The organism is Caldifermentibacillus hisashii, from assembly GCF_039654145.1.
GTDB lineage: Bacteria > Bacillota > Bacilli > Bacillales > Caldibacillaceae > Caldifermentibacillus > Caldifermentibacillus hisashii.
Map to the genome: position 1 here is coordinate 3620619 of NZ_CP155467.1, position 19767 is coordinate 3640385.

The window sequence follows — 19767 nt, forward strand, 5'->3', positions numbered from 1 at the left end:
CTCATAGGTAAGATATAAACCGCCTATCAGACCTACCAATTAAACAGACAGTAAGCCCCCATTCAAACAACGCATATAAATCAACAGCACCTCTTGTTAAAATTGACATATCAATCAAAGGAGGTGCTTTTCATATGCCAGAACAAAAATTAACAATTGTCCCCGTAACATTACATTCCGATACAGAAAATATTTCGAACATAAAACCAACTGTTTCCTCTTCAAATTCAACTTGTACGATTAAGTTTGGAAAAGTTGAAATCTCCTTTTTCAACGGTATAGATGAGCACATCATTCAAACGATCATGAGGGAGTTGAAAGATTTATGAGACACGATTATTCGAGTGTAAAAAATATCTATATCATTTGTGGAAAAACGGATATGAGAAAAGGAATAGATGGATTAGCAACACTCATTCAAGATTCCTTTGAACTGGATCCTTATGGTGATTCCATTTTCTTATTTTCTGGATGGAGTAAAGATCGTTATAAATGTTTATATTTTGACGGTGACGGCTTCGCCATGCTTTATAAGCGATTAGATAATGGAAAACTTCAATGGCCAAGAAACGAAAAGGAAGTACGAAATCTGTCACAACAAGAACTCCGCTGGTTATTAGAAGGATTATCCATTCAGCAGCCAAAAGCTATTCAACCTTCTCAAAAAGGGCAATTTTAAATCTATCAAAAAGTTGATTTAAAGCTGTATTTACTATGCTTAAAATGCTATACTAGAACTATCTTATTTGAATGAATGGTGGTGAATCTTTTGGTTAATGCTTCATCTAATAATCAGAATCAAAACGAGAAATTAATTCGACTTCTTAAAGAACAATTGGCTCATTCTAATCAACAGAATGAAGCATTGTCCAAACAGATTAAATCACTAACTGAGCAAGTTCGCTATTTAACAAAACTTTTATATGGATCGAAAACAGAGAAATCTAAATACAATACACTTGATGGACAAATATCATTATTTGACGATGACCCGTCTTTTAATGATTCTGAGCACACAGAAGAACAAAGCCAACAGACGATTTCTTATACTGTTGTACGCAAAGTTCAAAATAAAAAACGAAATGATTCATTACATGAAAATGTTGAAGTAAAGGCCATTCATTATCATCCGGAAAATACGATTTGTGATTGTTGTCAATGCCAAATGACTGAAATAGGTACGACAATCGTACGTGAAGAGGCTGAATTTATACCTGCAAGAATGGAAAAAGTTCAACATATTGAACATGCATATGAATGTAAAAACTGCAAAGCGGATTTATCTCAAAAGGCCCAAATTAAACGTGGCAAATCACCTCAACCTCCGATTCAACGAAGCATTGCTGGTCCGAGTGTACTTGCCAAAGTAATTTATGATAAATTTGTGCAATACTTGCCCCTTTACCGGCAGGTAAAGGAGTGGGAACGTTATGGCTTGAATACGAATGATAAAAACCTTTCTAATTGGGTTATTCGAGCATCACATGACTGGCTTTTGCCCGTATATGAGCGAATGAAGAATATAATGTTGGAGAAGTCCATTTTACACGTCGATGAGACTTATGGACAAATTATCAATCGGTCGGATGGAAAATCTGGCCAATCTAATGCTTATAACTGGGTTTTTCGAAGTGTGCCCTGTCAAGGTCCGGCAATCGTTCTGTTTCACAGCTCATTATCACGATCACGATCCGTTCTTGAAGGATTCATTGAAGATTATTCGGGAACGATTGTCTGTGATGGGTATTCAGCCTATGACAAAATTGAAGGGATTACCTTCGCTAATTGCTGGGCCCATGTAAGACGTTATTGGTTAAAAGCAGACAGTAAAAACGGACGAATTGGTGTAAAATATTGCGATGAATTATTTCGTCTTGAAAGGGAATTTAAACACTTATCCCCAAGTAAACGAAGAAAAAAACGCCAAAAGCACTCGAAACCGTTAGTTGATGAATTTCTTGCCTGGGTTGAAAACTCACCATTCTACGGAAAAAATGCGCTCGCTAAAGCAGCTGAATACACGCTAAATCGAGCGAATGGACTAAAAGCATTCTTGGATGATGGACGAATAGAAATTGATAACAATCCCGCTGAGAATGCCATCCGTCCGAATGTAATTGGTCGAAAAAATTGGTTATTTTCCGTAAGTGAAGCTGGTGCGAAAGCAAACGCAATCTGTCTAAGTATCGCAGAAACAGCTAAAGCGAATGGAGTAGATTTCTACCAGTATCTAGTGAAGTTACTGAGAGACCTACCAAATTTAGATATTCATAGAAACCCAGAAATTATAAACAACTATTTGCCTTGGTCAAAAACGATCCAAGCAGAATGTGTAAAATAACCGTAAATCTGATTAAAAAATCATGGTTTTACGGTTATTTGTAGTACGTACCGTGAAGGTACGTTTATTTTTTTATTTCGGGCTTACAACAGACAAAAAGATGGTTTCAATTCCTCATAGGTAAGATATAAACGTCCCCTTCGCAACGGCGCACACGTTCCAGCCGGCTGGTTTCAATTCCTCATAGGTAAGATATAAACGTTATGGCAAACATTTCAAACCGTAGGGCGTCCGAAGTTTCAATTCCTCATAGGTAAGATATAAACCTTGATAGACAATGACCCATAGCCATAACAAAGCCATGTTTCAATTCCTCATAGGTAAGATATAAACCCCAAACAATCCTTGATTTAATAAGGTTTTTTTGTATTGGTGGTTTTGTGTTAATTATAATAAAAATTTGGCTTTCTAGCAATTATATTTTCCATAAATACACGTAATCTAGGCATTTTCTATTGATTATTTTTCAAAATAACTTGTCGTCGATCCCCCGGGGTTTGTACACTACTGCAGGTCGACGACAAAAATTTTCCACTAGTCCAATTACATTTTGTCAAGAATACAACGTGATGTTTTTCTCAATGAAAGAACTGGTCCATTCCATAAAACAGAGGGAACTTCCTCGAATAGGCTTTGGCGCCGGAGCACATTAAAGAGGAGCTAGTTTCTCAGTCGCTGGCGGTCGGAGGTAGACACGAAACTCGTCCGAAGTTTTTTACTTGTATTTTTATACTTTCTTATCCTATAAAGGTGCCTATTCCGAAGAAAAATAACGGATAGCACCATTTCTATGTTCTTTATACTTATTTTTTTACTTCACGCAAACATAATTTATATATGCCTACATTTCCTTTTTTATATAAGTTAGTGATGGAGGTAGAATATTCCTCAATGGTTCCTCTGAACGATAAGGATTTTGCTGGTATTCTAACATCAAATGTTCCTTCATATAAAAGGGTCGCAATGTCATGATAATCTTCATTGGTCACTCGAAACTCAATCCAAATTTTACGTAAATCATTTACAGTATCTTCTTTAAATTTATCTACTTGTATTAATTGATCATTTAGGTATAATTCCATCATACAGCCACCTTTCTATGTAATTTTAATTTGACTAAAAGAGGTTAGACCTAAAATGCTAAATTGTAAAGTCAAATGCATAAAATTTTTTAAAATCTTGTTAGATTACGGTTGCCTGTAAAAAGCTAATCCTATCAAGGGTTCATTAGGTTGGATTTATATATTGAACATTCAAAAAATATACAGATAGAGTACAAGACTATGCCGTTCTAAATGGCATTCGAATCCCGCTTTCAGAAGACCGGAGAATATTTACCCCAATTGACCGTGCCAGCTACAAGTGGAAAAGAGAATACAACAAAAGAACGGCTGTTGAAAGAGTAAATAGCCGTATTGATAAGGTGTTTGGTTTCGAAATTCATACGATACGGGGGATAAAGAAAATGACCGTACGATGCGGATTAGCTCTTTGTGTGATGTTAGCCATGGCTCTAGGTAGAATAAAAGAAAAACAAGCACAAAATATGAGGAGTCTTGTTTGTGCTGTATAAAAAATTATCCACATGTGAATAAGTAAAAGTAAAAAAGATATCCACAAGCAAAAAATGTGGATAAGACAATAGGATTCGTATGCCCTTTTTTGTAAAAAAATAGACACACAAACCATTAAAGGCAGGAAAAGCATAGAAAATCATACCTAAAAATGAAAATGTGGTAAATTTTTAGAGTAAATTTTTTTTAATCTAATCTAGAAAATCAGTACATCGCAAAAAGCTCCCATTATAAAGGACTTTTTCTTTGTTTGAATAATAAAATTGGAGATTTTGGGTATTTTTAATAGTTAATTTAAATTAATGCAATACTAGTGATGTAATTTCTATAAATTATCACTACTAATCGTTCATCTAACCAAAGAATGTGGAATCTTGCCATTGTGTCAATTCCTTCACCCATATATTATTGTCTTTTTTGAGCTAGGAGATTTTTCCATTAACGAGCACACAATGTGCAAACTTTAACAAGAATCGAAAGATCCTTAAACTGCATATATGAAAGGGGGATCATTTTATCTAAATAATGTTATAACTCGTCAAAAATTTAGATGAAGTATTATTGAATTTAATTTTATATTCAAGATTAAGGCATGCTTTTCTATTCTAAAACTTTTTGAGATGCTAATTCAGAAAATATAATTAATCTTGATTCGTTTGAATATGGTGGATGACAGGTAATTAAAGTTACCATTGACTTCCCTTTCACTGGTTTAACGACATCCACATCTGTCGGTTTAACAATTTTTTTATCAAATACTTTATAGGTCAGCTCCTCATTTCTTACCTTTATAATAATTTTGTTTCCCTTTTCCAATTCATCCAATCTGTTAAAGAATTTCCCATACGTATACGAGCGATGGCCCGCTATGGCGAAGTTCTCATTTTTCTTTCCTATGTTTCCAACAGAACTGCTCGATGGTAAATGTCCAACTGCATATTTTATATTTTCTTCTCCTGCTCCTTCAACAATCGGTGTTTTTAAATCAATCTTTGGGATTTCCAAGATACCGATCACAGAACCATTTTTTGCCTCTTCTAAATCATCCCCTTCTAGTGTTTCTTCATTTTCTTCTTCAATAAAATTCAATGAAGTATATTCTTTAAATAATTTTTGTTGTTCTAAATATGTCTTCAATTTTGTATAGGCCACAAAGACAATTAACACAACCCCCACAATAACAAAAATATTTCCAATTCTCTTCATTTTTAACACACCTCTTAAAAAAAAGGAGGGTGGCCGCCCTCCAAATTATGCATGCATATATATTTTTTCAAAATTACAAAATTGTTTAGTAAATATTTTTAAATACGTTCTACTTTTAATTTTCTAAGTGCCATACCTAGACCAATCATGATTAAGGAAGTAATTACTAATAATGTAGAATCCATCATTGATCCAGTTGTTGGCAAAACTTCAACAGCAGGATACTGTTTAGCTTTATCTTGTACACTGTTTTTCAAATCATTTGTATTGTTTACCGGTTTTGTTGTAACTGGTGTTTTTCCTTGATTATTTCCGTTATTGTTATGAACTGGTTGTTCATTATCACACGGATTATCATTATCACCTGGTTGTTCAGTGTCACTTGGTTCTTCGTTATCACTTGGTTCTTCGTTATCACCTGGTTCTTCGTTATCACCTGGTTCTTCGGTGTCACCTGGTTCTTCGTTATCACCTGGTTGTTCGGTGTCACCCGGTTGTTCGTTATCACCTGGTTGTTCGGTGTCACCTGGTTCTTCGTTATCACCTGGTTCTTCGTTATCACCTGGTTCTTCGGTGTCACCCGGTTGTTCGTTATCACCTGGTTCTTCGTTATCACCTGGTTCTTCAGTGTCACCCGGTTGTTCGTTATCACCTGGTTCTTCGGTGTCACCCGGTTGTTCGTTATTTCCATCTGAGTTTTTAACTTTAAATTTTTCATTTTCCAAAATTCCTGTATCTATGTTTCCAAGAATAGGTGTATTTTCCGTTTCAACAATTACTAAACCACCATGACTCCATTCGTACTCATCGGTTTCAACTTTTTCCTTTTCAATGACACCTACATGAGCGTCACCAACAATGGAATCATCAATATCAGCAACAACTAAACCACCGTGCGTATAGTTATAATCATCTGTTTCGATTTTTGTTCCTTCAGCAACGCCGAGATGTGTATCGCCAAGTATGGGAGAATTTGTGATATCTCCTTGAACTAAGCCACCAGTTGTTTTCTTTCCTTCATCAGTTTCTACTTTACTTCCACCAATGATATTTAGATCAACTTTACCAACTATTGACTCAACTAAACCTCCACCAATGCCGATGCTAATAAGGGAACCACTATTTTCTTTATTAACATTTCCTACCTTTTCATCTGGTTTACCGGTCATTACCGGTGGATTTTTCGGAATAATCGATTTTTGTTGTGCCGCTCCTACTGTAGTATCAGTTTCTACATTCGTCTTAACTGCTTGTTCATTGAAGGCAGCAGGCAATGCCTCTGCACTTAATGTTGTCACTTCTTCATTTACAGTAGCATTTGACTCAACTTCCTCACTAGTAGTTATCACATTTTCGCTTGTTGGATCAGTTGATTTAATTTCCGTACTTGCACTTGCTAGGTTATCCATGGTGAAAATACCAAACATAAGTGTTCCGGTAAATGCAATCGCTTTTAATGATTGAATAACAGTTTTTTTATTCACCTTTTTTCTCTCCTTCTTCTTAATTTTATTTGTTGATTAAGAAGAAGGATACTGCGGGTGGTTTCCCTAATAAATCTCCTATCCACTGATCCTTATACACATAAGACGAGTCTAAAACTTCAGCTTTTGACAAAACTTCAGGTATTATACCATTTTGTAAAAATGCATAAAACCCAGCTTGTCCACCACCACTATTACCATTAGATGATCCCGATGTACTCGAACTAGAAGAACCGGAATTTGTCGGAACTGGCTGATTGAAAACTGTCATTATATCTGAACCTGATCTTCCATTTTCTTTCGTATTATCTGGTTCATTCCCCATTGGATGAACCTGGTCATTCATGACAACTTTGTTTCCAGCATCAACCAATTCATGCAAATATTTGTAAACCGAGTCTTCACTGTCTAAATTCATTAGTGTTACTAAACTTTCAGGTTCTTTATCTATTTTTATCTGTTGTTCATCTAGATCAGAAGGCTCTGATTCCGAGTAGCCAATATTCGGATTCACTAGTCCAGGACCTTTTATGTCGTTATTCTTATTAGTATTATTTTGTTTTGGTTGTCCATCGGTATCTACAACATTAGGCGATTGATTGTTATTGTTTTCTCCTAGATTTCCATTTTGTCCACCAGGTATTGGACTATTGTTGTTTCCAGGATTTGGATTATTATTACCAGGCTTTGGATTGTTGTTGTTTCCAGGATTTGTGTTATTGTCTTCAGGTTTTGTACTGTTGCCCCCAGGATTTGTGTTGTTGTCTCCAGGATTTGGATTGTTTGGCTTTTGTTTATTTTCCATTGAATCAAATTTGCCAAGTCCAACATTCAAATCGCCCACAATTGGTATATTTTCTGTTTCCACAGTGACGAGACTGCCTGAAGTAATGATTTCATCTTCTGTTTCCTTCTGATGGAACTCTCCAACCCCAAGATGGGCTTCTCCTAAATGATTACTTTTAAGATCGGCGTTCAACAAACCCACATTTGTCTCTATATAAGTTGGCCTTTTAGATTGCCTAAATTCTACAACACCAACATGGGTTTGACCAATCTTATTGTTTAAATCAATGGAAGCTAAACTGCCTGAAACATCTTTTTGATCATCTTTCTCTTCTTTCTGACCAGAAGCAAGACCAATATTAACATCGCCCAACAGTTTCGACTCTGTAAGTCCTAATCCAAGTAGACCCCCTGATGTTTTTGTTGAACCGGACTCTGTCTTATTCTTATTGAATGACAAGACATCCAAGTTAAGATTACCAACTGCAGGTAGACCAAGACCAAGACCCAATAAGGCCCATTTTGATCCGACATTTATATTAAGTAGATTTGGTATGATATGCCCATCTTCCCGTACCTCGTAACCTAGTAAGTTTATATTTAAACCTAGCAATTTTAAACTAAGGAGTGGTCTGAACAATGCCCTATTTTTTGGCACACCAACAGGGGCGGGTTCTTCCTCAACAGAGGTATTAGTCGAAGAAACTTCTTGAACGTCTTCCCCCTCAGAAACGTCTTCAATTGTTTCATTTTGGATTTCTTCATTTTCTACATCAGCTACTACAACGTCCTCTTCATCATCTACCGGTAATTCCGTTTCATTTGTTTCTACAGCGTCCTCTTCTATTGATGAAGATTGAATATCTGTAGATTCAGGATCCTCTAATAATTGCGATTCATCTTCCGCATCAATTTCTCCTGAGGTATCCATATGTAATTCGCCTTCTTCGGTATTAGCCTGATCCTCTAAAGTATCAAAAACTTTAGTGGATTCATCATTTTCTTCAGGATTAGGAGTTTGATGGAGGAAATCTCCTTTTGGTTCGATTGCTTCTGTGTTTGGATCATTCACGAATGAATCCGTTTCCAATATAGAAGTATCAGAAACAATTCCATCTATTACTTCAGCTTGTACCGTATACTCGTCATTTTCCGATATACTGGATTGCTTTGTTAACTCCTCCGCTTTAGTATAAGAAGGTGTACTAAATACGATTGTAGCAGATAGTAAAAAGATAAACGCATTTTTCAATGTGTCACCTCCTTTCTATAATTCATATAAATAGTATGGCATAATATGGCACTAATTTCAATATAAACCTTTCCAAATATATCCTTTTTACTATTTTTTTAGTTTTATTTAATTTTTTTAATTAATCTTTATTTGAAAGTTTCCTTGTCGAGCAATGAAGAATAAACTAGGTGGACAAGCCAAAAAATCTTTAAGGCAAGGTTATATAATGAGATACAACGAAAAAAATCACCATTGAATCCCAATGATGTTTAACTAATGGCCACTTACAAAGAGGGTATCTATGGTTCCAACTAAGGTTGCCACATATAAATACACACATAAACTTCTCCTTTTCCATATTAAAGGAATTAGGAGAAAATCCAACAATTAACAGATGCGATTACACAGGTCATAAGAAATGGGTTTTTATACCTATTTCGGTAGAATCTTAGTGCTGTCAATCCACTTAGAGTGAGACAAAAATTACAGCGTATCAAAAGCAGTTTTTTTGTACACTTTTTTTCCTTAAATTGCAATATTAAATGCAACGCTTTTTGAAATACTTGTTAAACCGTGTTAGATTAAGGATCTAAGCTTTATTTAGTGTTACTGGACTATTAAATGGGCAACTTTACATGGAGGGGCAGGCATGATAGCCTTGTAGGCACAGTCAGCTCCCTATTAGCTGGCTTCCTGGCTGGGAATCATGCCTGCTGGAGGCTCCATGTCAAGTTGCTAAAGCCGTTATTCAGATTATGAAGAAGCCAAACGGAAAAGTTCTTCCTGGAAACATTCTTCTGGAGTCTTATAACCCAGAATCCTCCGAGGTAGGCTGTTACACCAGTTTTCTGCATAGGTAATGGTCACATCGGATACAGAAGAAATCAGAAGAAATGGCTTTTCCTTTTGGAATAAAACGTCGAATGAGACCGTTATGTCTCTCGTTTGTCCCTCTTTCACTAGAGCAATAGGGATGTGTGAAATAAACGGTTGTCTTCTCATCTTGGACGGATAGGCTTAGCTCCGCAAATTCAGAACCATTATCTGAGGTAATGGTTTTCAAAATTTGATGAAATGAAGTGCCATATTTATGGCGCAGTTGTTTGATGATGGTATTGATAGCTTGGCTGTTCTTACCGTCAGCTCTGAATATGAGTTCTTTACGAGTTTTACGTTCTGTTAGCGTAAGGAACCAGCAGAAGTTGAACAACGGCAAGAATTTGGACACTGGGAAATCGATACCGTCGTTGGCAAAAAAGACAAAAAGGATGAAGTTCGGGTGGAGTGTTTTGGAATGAAAAACAAGAACAAGTTGTAAATAATGCCGAGGCCGGTGTTATTGGGCATGGAGGCAAGTCAGGTGGCACCGTGAAAAAGTCTGACGCTCGGCGAACAGAAATTGAATCGATGACGGCAAATTTACCTAAAGGCGTTCAAAAAGCTTTTCTTGCAGCCTATGATGACGGTAAAAAATTGGAGATTGCCTTTGTCGGTACGTCAGCTTTAGGAAAAGGGGCCGGTGGATGGAGTGATATGGTCGAGAAACAATTGGAGACCGCTTACGGAACTTCATTCGTGGATGTTGTCACTTATCAATATGATGGCGGATCTTCAGGTTTCCTTACCAGTAGTTTAGCTGAGGAAGTTGCGAGTGCTAGTTATGATATCGTCTTTTTAGAAGGTTTCACATTAGAAGATAATGGGGAGATCAGCATTGACCAATCTCTTGCAAATGTCGGAGCGATTGTTGATTTGTTGGTTAGTGGGAATCCTGATGTGCAAATTATTTTGCAGCCGCCACACCCAATTTATGCGGCCGTCAATTACCCGCGGCAAGTTGAGCAATTAAAAGCATTTGCCGAAGAGAAGGGTCTGCCTTATTTTGATCACTGGACAAATTGGCCGGATTATACGAGTGACGAGATTTTACAATACTTAACAGATGACAACATGCCGAGTGGGACCGGACATCAATTGTGGGCCGAGGCGATTATGAATTATTTTGTAGCGAAATAAGATTGTTATGGATTCGGCGATGTTTATTGACGGCATCGGCAGGAATCGAGAGGCATCGAACTCGAACTAACTTTATAAGCACAACAGAGGGGAGAATCTGTTGTGCTTATTTTTGTTTTTGCTGTAAAGCTTTGAGTGTCTGCTTGTGTTTATTTGTGGTCATTCGACAGTTTTTTCAAACAATCGTTTGTTTGAAAACGTGTTGAAGTCTTGGCTTTTCTAGGGTTGGGGAAATTGGGCGTGCGTGATTCGACATTTTTTGGTTTCTATTTGTTCAACTACAAATTTTTGTTCAATTGCAAATTATGGATAGCCAATTCCGAAGTCATAGCTGGCTTACTTATCGTGGGTGTGGGTTGGTCTTGAGATTGTTTGTTTTTGAGTGTATTCATTCGGGGGAGATATTTTCATGTTTTGTGTACGATTGTGAGGTGGTAAACAATTTCAATTGAGTTAAGACATATTCAGTCCATGGGGCTCTGGCTTGGTTCGATTCTATTGGACAATTTTTACTGGTGGACGTCTATTTTGTCCAATAGCGCCCGGCTATTGGACAATTTTTGCTGGTTGGCTCCTTTTTTTGTCCATGAGAACCCTTCTATTGGACAGTTTTTACTGGTTGGCTCCTCATTTTGTCCACGAGAGCCGTTCTATTGGACAGTTTTTGCTGGTCGGCAGCCCATTTTGTCCATGAGAGCCGTTCTATTGGACAGTTTTTACTAATTGACCCCTGATTTTGTCCACGAGAACCGTTCGGGGCCACTGAAAAAGTCAATCTGAAAATTCGAAATAATTATATGTATAATAAATTGAAAAAAATACTCCCAATATTTGGTATAATAAAGTTATACTACAAACCAAAACCAAACTGGGGGTATCTATCATGCTTAAAGAAAAAGATAATCAATTAAGCATCTATTCCATATTATACGATAAAATTCCTGAAAATCATACACTTAAATTATTAAGAGATGAAGTAGATTTTAGTTTTATCAATAAAATGCTTGAAAAAACTTACTGTAAAGAATATGGAAGGCCAGCAAAAGAGCCCGAACTTATGGTTAAAATCTTGGTGTTACAAAAACTCTATGACTTATCTGATGAGAAAGTTATAGAAAATTGCTCATTAAACCTTGCATATATGTATTTTTTAGGAATCAATCCGGAAGACGACCTCCCTCACCCAAGTCTTTTGACAAAATTTCGTAAAAGTAGATTAGAAGGCAATCTCACCATAGATGAAATTATTATTGAAATCATAAACCAATGCATTGAAAAAGGAATTTTACAAAAGGTTTCTGGTATAACGATTGATTCCACTCATACAGAAGCCAACACCAAAAAATATAGACCGGAACGAGTCATGAAACAATTAGCGAAAAAAATCTTTAAAACGGTTAAAGAAGAAAACGGAGAAATACCAAGTGAAATCAACCAAGAAATCCCTGATTATAAAGAAATAGAAAACCATGATGAAGCTAGAAAAACAATGAAGTCCTATCTTGAAGAAACGGTATCAAAGGTAGAAGAACTAGTTGAACTAGAGAAAGCACCTGAAACAAAAGCACTCGTTAATAATGCGAAAGAAATTTTAGCAGACCCGAAGTTTATAGAGCAAAGAGGGGTACGATCGATTGTCGACCAAGAAGCGAGAATAGGGTATAAAAGCAAAAATGATCCTTTCTTTGGTTATAAAACGGAATTTATGATGACAACAGAAGATCGAATAATTACAGCTGTACATACTGGTAATGGAGCTTATGTGGATGGCACGAAGTTTGATGAATTATTAGAGTTAACCAAGAAAACGAGAATAAAAATACCAGAAGTGTACGGTGATAAAGCCTATTTTAAAAAGCCAATCTTAGACAAAATCTCTGAACTTAAAGCAAAGGCATACATCCCTGTAAGTGAAGCTGCATATCGCATAGACGAAGAAAGATTCAGTTATAACAAAGATTCTGACGAGTGGTTCTGTAGTCAAGGAAACAAAACAATCAAAAAGAAACACTACATAAGAAAATGTGGAAAAGAAACGTATAATTACTATTTTGACAGAGAACAATGTAGAAATTGCCCAATGCGAGAAGTTTGCATAACCGGAAAAACAGTCGGGAAAGTATTAGGGATCGGAATCAACACCCCAGAATTTTATGAGTATAGTCAACAACAGAAATCGGAGGGATTTAAAGAGAAGTATAAAAAAAGAGCATGCCAAGAAGGGAAAAATGGCGAAATGAAGAATTTCCACGGGTTAGATCGTGCCAAATGGTACGGTCTAAAAAGCATGGGCTTACAAGCCAAGCTCACAGCCTTGGCAGTAAATTTAAAGAGGATAGCCGCCATACTATCCTCTAAAAAGGCGAATTATATCCAAACATTTGTCATTTTTACTAATTTCTATGGTAAAGAGTACCATTTACAGAAAATTCATCTAAATTCTATTGTAAAAAATACCATTTACAGAAAATTTCTTACACTACACAGCAAATTTTACATAAAAAAAATGGCTTTTTTCAGTGGTCACGAACCCTTCTATTGGACAATTTTTGCTGATTGCCTCCTCATCTTGTCCATGAGCGCCGTTCTATTGGACAGTTCCTGCTGCTTGGTCGCCCGTTTTGTCCGCGAAACCTAACTTTTATGTGAGGACTTTTTATTTTCAATGTACATGAATGCAATGAGTTTAATTCTTACTCGATTGTTCAAATAATCGTTTGTTTGAATTTGGCTTAGGCACTTGTGGTTGCTGGTTTTGGAAAAAAAGGGGTCGCATATTTTGACAATTTTTGTAGGAGTTCAGGTGGCCCCACCCATAAATTAGTGAGAAGGTTGTATCATGTCGGAAATGGGTGGGCCAATCGTTTATTGCCCCATCGATAATCTTGGGGTGGACCACCTAAACATTTATGGTCCGCTTCCGCATAATCCTAGGGGGGTTATGGTCCGCTTCCATAAATTTAGTGTGGCCCACCTTCTCAATATTACTTTTGCCCGGCTACATCCACAATCCGCCCTTCAATTGCAGTAGGAATTTTTTTAAGTCCCACCAGATAATCGCGAAAATTTTGCCATTCAAGGATGCCTAGATCGGTAACCTTCCTCGCTGCATACGATTTTTCGAACATCTGATAGCCTTCTGCACCCTTTGCGAGGAAGGTATTTGTGACAATCGAGTAGGTCTGTTCATCTTTTACTTGGTCATAGCTACCGTTTGAATTTTTAACGAATACATTCACAATCCGCTCCCCGGCATTTTTTGTAGAATCAAATTCAATTTTCCCGCCGGCAATGTGCAAAAATCGACTGCTTTCCCTCGGGTATTTTTTTAAGCTAATTTCTAGCGCTTGTTTTAAATCCGCTCCGGTCACTTCCAGAATGGTCAATGTATTACTAAATGGAAGTACCTTGATGACCTCGCCGACCGTGACCGGACCGGACTGGATGCCAGCGCGGATTCCACCACCGTTTTGAATAGCCATAACGACATTTTTGTTGTACTCTTTAGCTGTTGCTAGCATCCCGTCTGTAATCAGGTTACCGAGAACGGTTTCGCTGTTACGGACGCTGATTTTTGAACCGGTGCCATCACCAAGTCGAGGGTTTTCAAGGTCATTTTCAAGCGTGACCCCAATTTCTTTTTCAGCCACTTCTTTTATTATTTCAGCATATTTTTTTAATCGTTTAGACGCTTCGGGATCCGGTTGGAAGTCGGAAACGGATAGTAATTTTCCATCCGCTTCTGTAACCACACCTTTTTTATCAAACTGTACATCAAGGGTGCCAATGTTCATGTTGTTGGCCCCGGTTTGTACAATGACAGTCGGATCTTTTTCAGCCCCATGATCATCTCGTTCGACAATCACCGGTTTCGATAACTTAGTATGGCTATGTCCGCCAACAATCACATCAATTCCGTTTACTTTCGCAGCAAGCATGAGGTCATTGTCAATAGAAGCTTTGTCGTCATAGCCAAGGTGGGAAAGGGCAATGATTTTGTTAACACCCATTTTTTCAAATGCCTTCACTGTTTTTTTGGCAACAGTAATATATTTTTTTAAGGTAATTGACCCCGGACTTGAAATATCCTTTGTTTCTTCAGTAGTAAGGCCGAAAATCCCTATTTTTTCTCCGTTGATTTCTTTGACGATGCCATTATAAATTTGCCCGGCTTTCGGTTCGTTTGATATAAGGTCATTGTAAATGCCGGTAAACTTTTTGTCAGCAGAAAAATTGACATTGGCACTGACGAACGGGAATTTTGCCGCTTTAATGAAGTCGACCAATGCTAGATGACCTTCTTTTGTAGAACCAAGATCAAATTCATGATTGCCGAATGTCATCGCGTCATACCCCATCAGGTTCATGAATTCTAAATCTGCTTGCCCCTTGAAGGCATTGAAGTAGAGGGTCCCTTGGAATACATCCCCGGCATCGAGCAGGAGGGCATCCGGATTTTTTTCTCTAAGCATTTTGACTCCAGTTACGCGGTTAGCAATTTTATCAAGATTAGCATGTGTGTCGTTGGTATGGATGATGGAGAGTTCATATGTGTCTGTGTCTGCGGCTAATGTAGGCAGAATACTGATTCCTAAAAAGATTGCCGTTATGATGATCATCACCGAAAACTTTCTTAATCGCATCTCTTTCATTTCGTTCCCCTCCATATTCGCTTTGTGTGAATATAGTTTTTCTGGTTTTGCGAAAAATAAACATTTTTTGGTACTGCACAAGCTTTTTTGGAATTTTTTGTATTTAATCTAGATAATTTAATAGAGTTGTTTTATAATAGCTTTGAAAAAATACCAAATAAAGGATGTGGAATATGTTTTACAAAGTACGAACCGAATCTAGAGAATTGAAAATCATGGAAGTCCTCAATGCCCGAGCAGATTTGTCTGAGAAGGATAAACGGAATTATTTTACCTTAAGAAAGGGATATGAGGGAGAAATTCAATTTGACAACATGTTAGAAAGACTTCAGTGTGACTGCCTCATTCTATCTGATTTATTACTCCGAGCAAGTAACTCTACATTCCAAATTGATTCCTTAATAATTGTTTCTAATACCGTTTATCTTTTTGATATAAAAAATTATGAAGATGATTACGTCTGGGATGCGGTGGACAATCGCATGCTTAAGAAACCTGATTTTGAAATAACAAATCCACTGACCCAATTAAAAAAGAATGAACAGCATTTCCGAAAATGGCTACAGGAACATAAGTTGGATTTCCCGGTGGTTGCATCTGTTGTTTTCGTTAACCCAAGATTCACCCTATATCAAGCATCTCCAGATTTACCTTTTATTTTCCCAACTCAAATCGAGCGAGATGTCATTGAACGCTTAAATTCCAATTCAGCAAAGTTGACACATAAGCACAAAAAGTTCGCAGATCAGTTGATTAATTCTCATATTAATGAGAATCCATACAGTCAAATCCCGGCTTATGAGTATGAGGAACTACGGAAAGGAATCATGTGTGCAAACTGCAGTTCCATCTCAGTTTTTCTTGATGGGAAATTCTGCTTTTGCCCGGATTGCGGACATAAAGAAACCGTTGAAGCTGCGGTCATACGTACTGCGGAGGAATTCAGATTACTCTTCCCTGAACGTAAATTAACAGCAAGAACTTTGATGGAGTATAGTAAAGTAATTAATAATCAGAAAAGAATGAGTCGAATTTTGGAAAAACACTTTACTATGGTCGGAAAAAATCGCTGGGTTCATTATATATAAGGAGAGGGGGAGTGAGTTTTGTTTGTTACGGGCGGGCGAATTAGAAACATTATTAGGTTTATATTACCATTTTTGTGGGTAGATGGATGTCTAAGGCGCTTTTTGTGTTCCTGTTCCTGTTCCTGTTTACTTTAAATGTGGATTAATGTCTGTGGGTCTTTTTGTGTTCCCTGTAAATTCGTTTTGACTATCGTTTTTTGGAAAAGGTTAGGTCAGGGTTTTATTACTGTTTTAACTTTAGGTTTGGGTTGTTGCTTGTCTACCATGAAAAAAATTTTTATCCCCTGTGGTGAATTTTGGCGTTACATGGGGGACTATGGACTTTTATTTTAGTAGAGTTACCTGCTATTTTTCCTGTAAACGTGTATTTTTACAAGATTTATATGTTAGACGGTGGTTTATAAATTCCTATGGGGCAGTTTTTCCTTTTCATTTTGTCGCATAGCGGCTTTCTATGGGACAGTTTTTTGTGGTTTTGTTGCGGTTTTGTCCCATAGAATAAGATTTGCTTGCTTCTATGAGACACTTTTTCCTCTTTTTCAATGCATTTTGTCTCATAGCGGCTTTCTATGGGACAGTTTTTTGTGGTTTTGTTGCGGTTTTGTCCCATAGAATAAGATTTGCTTGCTTCTATGAGACAATATTTCCTCTTTTTCAATGCATTTTGTCCCATTGCGGCTTTCTATGGGACAGTTTTTCCGGGTTTTGCTATGGTTTTGTCCCATAGAATAAGATTTGCTTGCTTCTATGAGACACTTTTTCCCTTTTTTCAATTCATTTTGTCCCATTGCGGCTTTCTATGGGACACTTTTTCCGGGTTTTGCTATGGTTTTGTCCCATAGACTTGGCTTTGCTCGCTTCTATGAGACACTTTTTCCCTTTTTTCAATTCATTTTGTCCCATAGCGCCTTTCTATGGGACACTTTTTTGTGGTTTTGTTGCGGTTTTGTCCCATAGAATAAGATTTGCTTGCTTCTATGAGACACTTTTTCCTCTTTTTCAAAGCATTTTGTCTCATAGCGCCTTTCTATGGGACACTTTTTCCGGATTTTGCTGCGGTTTTGTCCCATAGACTTGGCTTTGCTCGCTTCTATGAGACACTTTTTCCCTTTTTTCAATTCATTTTGTCCCATAGCGGCTTTCTATGGGACAGTTTTTTGCGGTTTTGCTGCGGTTTTGTCCCATAAACTTGGCTTTACTTGCTTCTATGAGACACTTTTTCCCTTTTTTCAATTCATTTTGTCCCATAGCGGCTTTCTATGGGACAGTTTTTTGCGGTTTTGCTGCGGTTTTGTCCCATAGACTTGGCTTTGCTCGCTTCTATGAGACACTTTTTCCCTTTTTTCAATTCATTTTGTCCCATAGCGCCTTTCTATGGGACACTTTTTCCGGGTTTTGTTGCGGTTTTGTCCCATAGAATAAGATTTGCTTGCTTCTATGAGACACTTTTTCCTCTTTTTCAATGCATTTTGTCTCATAGCGCCTTTCTATGGGACACTTTTTCCGGGTTTTGCTGCGGTTTTGTCCCATAGACTTGGCTTTGCTCGCTTCTATGAGACACTTTTTCCCTTTTTTCAATTCATTTTGTCCCATAGCGCCTTTCTATGGGACACTTTTTCCGGGTTTTGCTATGGTTTTGTCCCATAGCCCTATTTCTTAAGCCCATTGGAGAGTATTTCTCGTGGCAATTGTCCATTCTAAGCACAATTTATCTTTGAGCACTAACGCTGGTCCATCTTTCAATGCGTACGTGGATACTGTAAAAAAAAGACTACACCGTAAGTGCAGCCCATCCAAACTTTTTTATTTCCTCATCAATCTCAAAATTTAGCGAGGCAGTAACTGTTGAGTCCATACCAAGCGGCTTAGCATTGACTTATGCGTCCCTACTATGATCCGTTACAAGGGAAGTATTGATCAGATTCCCCCCAATACCAACTAGCTTATTGCAGACTCTATTCTGCCTCCCCACTATCCGTTACCGAGGCCGTATTGGTTAGATTCCCAACTCCAGGCAACTTATCATAGCTTTATTCTGCATCCTCACTTTTCCCATCCGTTGCTGAAGCATATTGGTTTTATTCCTAACACCAGGCAACTTATCATAGCTTTATTCTGCATCCTCACTTTTCCCATCCGTTGCCGAGGCAGTATCTGCCGTATCAACACCAAGCAACATATCATGAACTTTTTCTAATTCTTTATCTGGTATTTCATAATAATAAACACCTTTGATTGTTGCGTTTTCTCCTTTGAGCATATAGCTTTCTATATTTTTCGTTACATCCATATAGCCCAATAAAAGTGATTTCATATCGTTAAAACTCATGTTGGTTTGCAAATTATCACCCAGAACATCAATCACATCATTTAATTTGGTTACAGTTCCCATACTTTTCCCTTTATCAATGATGGCATTAATAACTTTCCGTTGACGCTCTGTCCGACCAAAGTCACCTTGTGGATCAAGATGCCGCATTCGGACGTAACCGAGTGCCTTAGCTCCGTCCAGTTTAATCTCCCCTTCTTTCCAGTGGTATCCCGGTTTATAAAAACCTTCGTCCACCCATTCTAGTTCATTATTTACAGTAACACCGCCAATCGCATCGATTAAGTCGGCCAACCCTTCCATATTTATTTCAACATAATAGTCAAGATCGATATCAAGAAGGTTTTCAACTGTCGCCACAGACATATCTACTCCACCATATGCATAAGCGTGGTTAATTTTCGTTTCGATCCCTTTTCCGGCAATCTTAGCTAATGTATCCCGGGGAATACTTACAATTGTAGTTTTCTCTTGCTTCGGATTTAATGAAAGGACCATGATGGAATCAGAACGCCCGCCGTCTTCCTCACGTTCATCAACACCAAGCAATAAAATATTTAACAATTCATTACTATCCAGTTTTTCCTTTACTTCAGATGTATCAATCGATTCAATATTCTTTGACATCTTTTTATCGACCGTTTCCTTTGCATGTCCATAAATACTGTATACATAACCTACTACACTTATAATCATTATTAACAGTAGAGTACCTACTACTTTAGGCCATTTCCGTAATTTTCTTTTATGCTTTTTTGTTTTCACTCTAGTTTCTTGTACCATTTATCATCATCCTTTTTTACAGTTTATCTACGAAAGCTGGTTCATCGCACTTATCAATGGGTTTATAGGTTTTGGGGCTTTATATGGAGTAGCGTGTATGGTAGCCTTGTTTGGCGGTGCCGATGTTGTGACATCTGGCTTCTCGGCAGGAGAACCACACCCGCCGAGGCTCCATGTCAAGCCCCCTTCTAATAAACTATCTATGTTATACCACCACACAAAAGTGAGAATACCCCGAAAGCTCTAATATCCTTCAATCTGGCTATCTTCTTTT

At 37.5% G+C, this 19767-nt stretch carries 12 protein-coding genes, 2 pseudogenes and 1 CRISPR repeat array (1 of these 15 cut by a window edge); of the genes and pseudogenes, 6 read left to right on the forward strand and 8 right to left on the reverse strand.

The features are described 5' to 3' along the window. Nucleotides 1-20: direct repeats of the CRISPR family, unit length 30 nt; it begins 342 nt to the left of the window's first position. A 114-nt stretch (nucleotides 21-134) separates the two neighbouring features. The 3 genes from NSQ14_RS17395 (at nucleotide 135) to tnpC (ending at nucleotide 2341) form a co-directional block, all read left to right on the forward strand. Beyond that, nucleotides 135-329, forward strand: a complete 195-nt coding sequence (locus tag NSQ14_RS17395; protein WP_041846703.1) for a hypothetical protein — start codon at nucleotides 135-137, stop codon at nucleotides 327-329. Further along, nucleotides 326-679 carry an IS66 family insertion sequence element accessory protein TnpB gene (tnpB, locus tag NSQ14_RS17400; protein WP_041847042.1) on the forward strand — a complete coding sequence of 118 codons (354 nt, stop codon included), beginning with the start codon at nucleotides 326-328 and terminating at the stop codon, nucleotides 677-679. The genes NSQ14_RS17395 and tnpB overlap by 4 nt, the downstream gene beginning before the upstream one ends. Before the next feature lie 90 nt (nucleotides 680-769). Beyond that, the gene (tnpC, locus tag NSQ14_RS17405; RefSeq protein WP_041847046.1) at nucleotides 770-2341 is read left to right on the forward strand and encodes an IS66 family transposase; all 1572 of its coding nucleotides are present in this window, start codon (nucleotides 770-772) and stop codon (nucleotides 2339-2341) included. Nucleotides 2342-3144: 803 nt separating this feature from the next. On the opposite strand, the gene NSQ14_RS17410 is transcribed toward tnpC, so the two are convergent. From NSQ14_RS17410 to NSQ14_RS17435, 5 genes and pseudogenes are all read right to left on the reverse strand, one after another. Continuing rightward, complete coding sequence (locus NSQ14_RS17410; RefSeq protein WP_034773085.1) at nucleotides 3145-3426, reverse strand: DUF3219 family protein; 282 nt, start codon at nucleotides 3424-3426, stop codon at nucleotides 3145-3147. Nucleotides 3427-4515: 1089 nt separating this feature from the next. Continuing rightward, the gene (locus tag NSQ14_RS17420) at nucleotides 4516-5121 is read right to left on the reverse strand and encodes a class D sortase (protein ID WP_173662555.1); all 606 of its coding nucleotides are present in this window, start codon (nucleotides 5119-5121) and stop codon (nucleotides 4516-4518) included. Between the two features lie 98 nt (nucleotides 5122-5219). Next, complete coding sequence (locus NSQ14_RS17425) at nucleotides 5220-6605, reverse strand: glycosyl hydrolase family 5 (protein WP_343127089.1); 1386 nt, start codon at nucleotides 6603-6605, stop codon at nucleotides 5220-5222. Between the two features lie 25 nt (nucleotides 6606-6630). Next, the gene (locus NSQ14_RS17430) at nucleotides 6631-8643 is read right to left on the reverse strand and encodes a hypothetical protein (RefSeq protein WP_343127090.1); all 2013 of its coding nucleotides are present in this window, start codon (nucleotides 8641-8643) and stop codon (nucleotides 6631-6633) included. A 735-nt stretch (nucleotides 8644-9378) separates the two neighbouring features. Beyond that, nucleotides 9379-9814: pseudogene (locus NSQ14_RS17435) on the reverse strand (IS30 family transposase); the annotation flags it as partial. A gap of 95 nt (nucleotides 9815-9909) precedes the next feature. Here NSQ14_RS17435 and NSQ14_RS17440 point away from each other — a divergent pair. Then, nucleotides 9910-10641, forward strand: coding sequence for an SGNH/GDSL hydrolase family protein (locus tag NSQ14_RS17440; protein ID WP_340500603.1), 732 nt, complete (start codon nucleotides 9910-9912; stop codon nucleotides 10639-10641). Between the two features lie 883 nt (nucleotides 10642-11524). Further along, nucleotides 11525-13033, forward strand: a pseudogene (locus tag NSQ14_RS17445) (IS1182 family transposase); the annotation flags it as partial. Between the two features lie 592 nt (nucleotides 13034-13625). Here the strand turns inward: NSQ14_RS17445 and NSQ14_RS17450 are convergent. Continuing rightward, on the reverse strand, nucleotides 13626-15293 hold the full coding sequence (locus NSQ14_RS17450) for a bifunctional metallophosphatase/5'-nucleotidase (protein WP_346216638.1): 1668 nt from the start codon (nucleotides 15291-15293) through the stop codon (nucleotides 13626-13628). A gap of 173 nt (nucleotides 15294-15466) precedes the next feature. Between NSQ14_RS17450 and NSQ14_RS17455 the strand changes: the two genes are divergently transcribed. Beyond that, entirely contained in the window at nucleotides 15467-16381 is a 915-nt protein-coding gene (locus tag NSQ14_RS17455; protein WP_041847376.1) for a nuclease-related domain-containing protein, read from the forward strand. Between the two features lie 1344 nt (nucleotides 16382-17725). On the opposite strand, the gene NSQ14_RS17460 is transcribed toward NSQ14_RS17455, so the two are convergent. Next, on the reverse strand, nucleotides 17726-17974 hold the full coding sequence (locus NSQ14_RS17460) for a hypothetical protein (RefSeq protein WP_346216639.1): 249 nt from the start codon (nucleotides 17972-17974) through the stop codon (nucleotides 17726-17728). A 517-nt stretch (nucleotides 17975-18491) separates the two neighbouring features. Beyond that, nucleotides 18492-19493 carry an LCP family protein gene (locus NSQ14_RS17465; protein ID WP_052514610.1) on the reverse strand — a complete coding sequence of 334 codons (1002 nt, stop codon included), beginning with the start codon at nucleotides 19491-19493 and terminating at the stop codon, nucleotides 18492-18494. Nucleotides 19494-19767 lie beyond the last annotated feature (274 nt).

What these genes read in the sequence shown, in the direction of transcription:
- NSQ14_RS17465 (WP_052514610.1), bottom strand. Translation starts at nt 19,493, where the DNA reads ATGGTACAAGAAACTAGAGTGAAAACAAAAAAGCATAAAAGAAAATTA.
- NSQ14_RS17450 (WP_346216638.1), bottom strand. Translation starts at nt 15,293, where the DNA reads ATGAAAGAGATGCGATTAAGAAAGTTTTCGGTGATGATCATCATAACG.
- NSQ14_RS17460 (WP_346216639.1), bottom strand. Translation starts at nt 17,974, where the DNA reads ATGGGACAAAATGAATTGAAAAAAGGGAAAAAGTGTCTCATAGAAGCG.
- NSQ14_RS17420 (WP_173662555.1), bottom strand. Translation starts at nt 5,121, where the DNA reads ATGAAGAGAATTGGAAATATTTTTGTTATTGTGGGGGTTGTGTTAATT.
- NSQ14_RS17395 (WP_041846703.1), top strand. Translation starts at nt 135, where the DNA reads ATGCCAGAACAAAAATTAACAATTGTCCCCGTAACATTACATTCCGAT.
- tnpB (WP_041847042.1), top strand. Translation starts at nt 326, where the DNA reads ATGAGACACGATTATTCGAGTGTAAAAAATATCTATATCATTTGTGGA.
- NSQ14_RS17455 (WP_041847376.1), top strand. Translation starts at nt 15,467, where the DNA reads ATGTTTTACAAAGTACGAACCGAATCTAGAGAATTGAAAATCATGGAA.
- NSQ14_RS17410 (WP_034773085.1), bottom strand. Translation starts at nt 3,426, where the DNA reads ATGATGGAATTATACCTAAATGATCAATTAATACAAGTAGATAAATTT.